Source organism: Streptomyces roseoverticillatus (genome assembly GCF_000719265.1).
GTDB lineage: Bacteria > Actinomycetota > Actinomycetes > Streptomycetales > Streptomycetaceae > Streptomyces > Streptomyces roseoverticillatus.
The window spans coordinates 1-515 of the sequence record NZ_JOFL01000069.1 but is presented as its reverse complement, the minus strand read 5'-3'; the positions used below and the strand labels follow the sequence as shown (position 1 = coordinate 515).

At 68.3% G+C, this 515-nt stretch carries 1 protein-coding gene; it reads right to left on the bottom strand.

Features of this window, described 5'->3' with window-relative positions:
* A partial coding sequence (locus IF61_RS0131850) for a SidA/IucD/PvdA family monooxygenase (protein WP_030370024.1) occupies positions 1-515 on the bottom strand: 515 nt, incomplete at both ends.

Here is a 515-nt window from a genome sequence, read left to right as displayed (position 1 = left end):
GGTCGGGGACGTGGGGGGCGGTGCCGACGCCGAGGACGAGGTTGCGGGTGTAGGTGCGGCCGAGGGCTTCGGCTTCGCCGTCGGAGTCGAGTTGGGTGAAGTCGATTTCGAAGAGGCTGCGTTCGGGGTTCCAGCGGATGGCGTCGATCTGGTGGCCGAAGTGGAGGCCGGGGAGGTTTTGGCTGACCCAGCGGCAGTAGGCGTCGTATTCGGCGCGTTGGATGTGGAAGCGCTCGGCGAAGTAGAAGGGGTAGAGGCGTTCGCGTGATTTGAGGTAGTTGAGGAAGGTCCAGGGGCTGGTGGGGTCGGCGAGGGTGACGAGGTCGGCGAGGAAGGGGACCTGGAGGGTGGTGCCGTCGATGAGGAGGCCGGCGTGCCAGCGGAAGGTGTGGTTCTGGTCGTAGCAGGCGGTGCGGAGGCCGGGGATGCCGTGGGCGAGGGCGGCGAGGGAGAGGTTGAAGGGGCCGATGCCGATGCCGGCGATGTCGAGGGGCTGGTCGGGGGTGGTCTGGGGG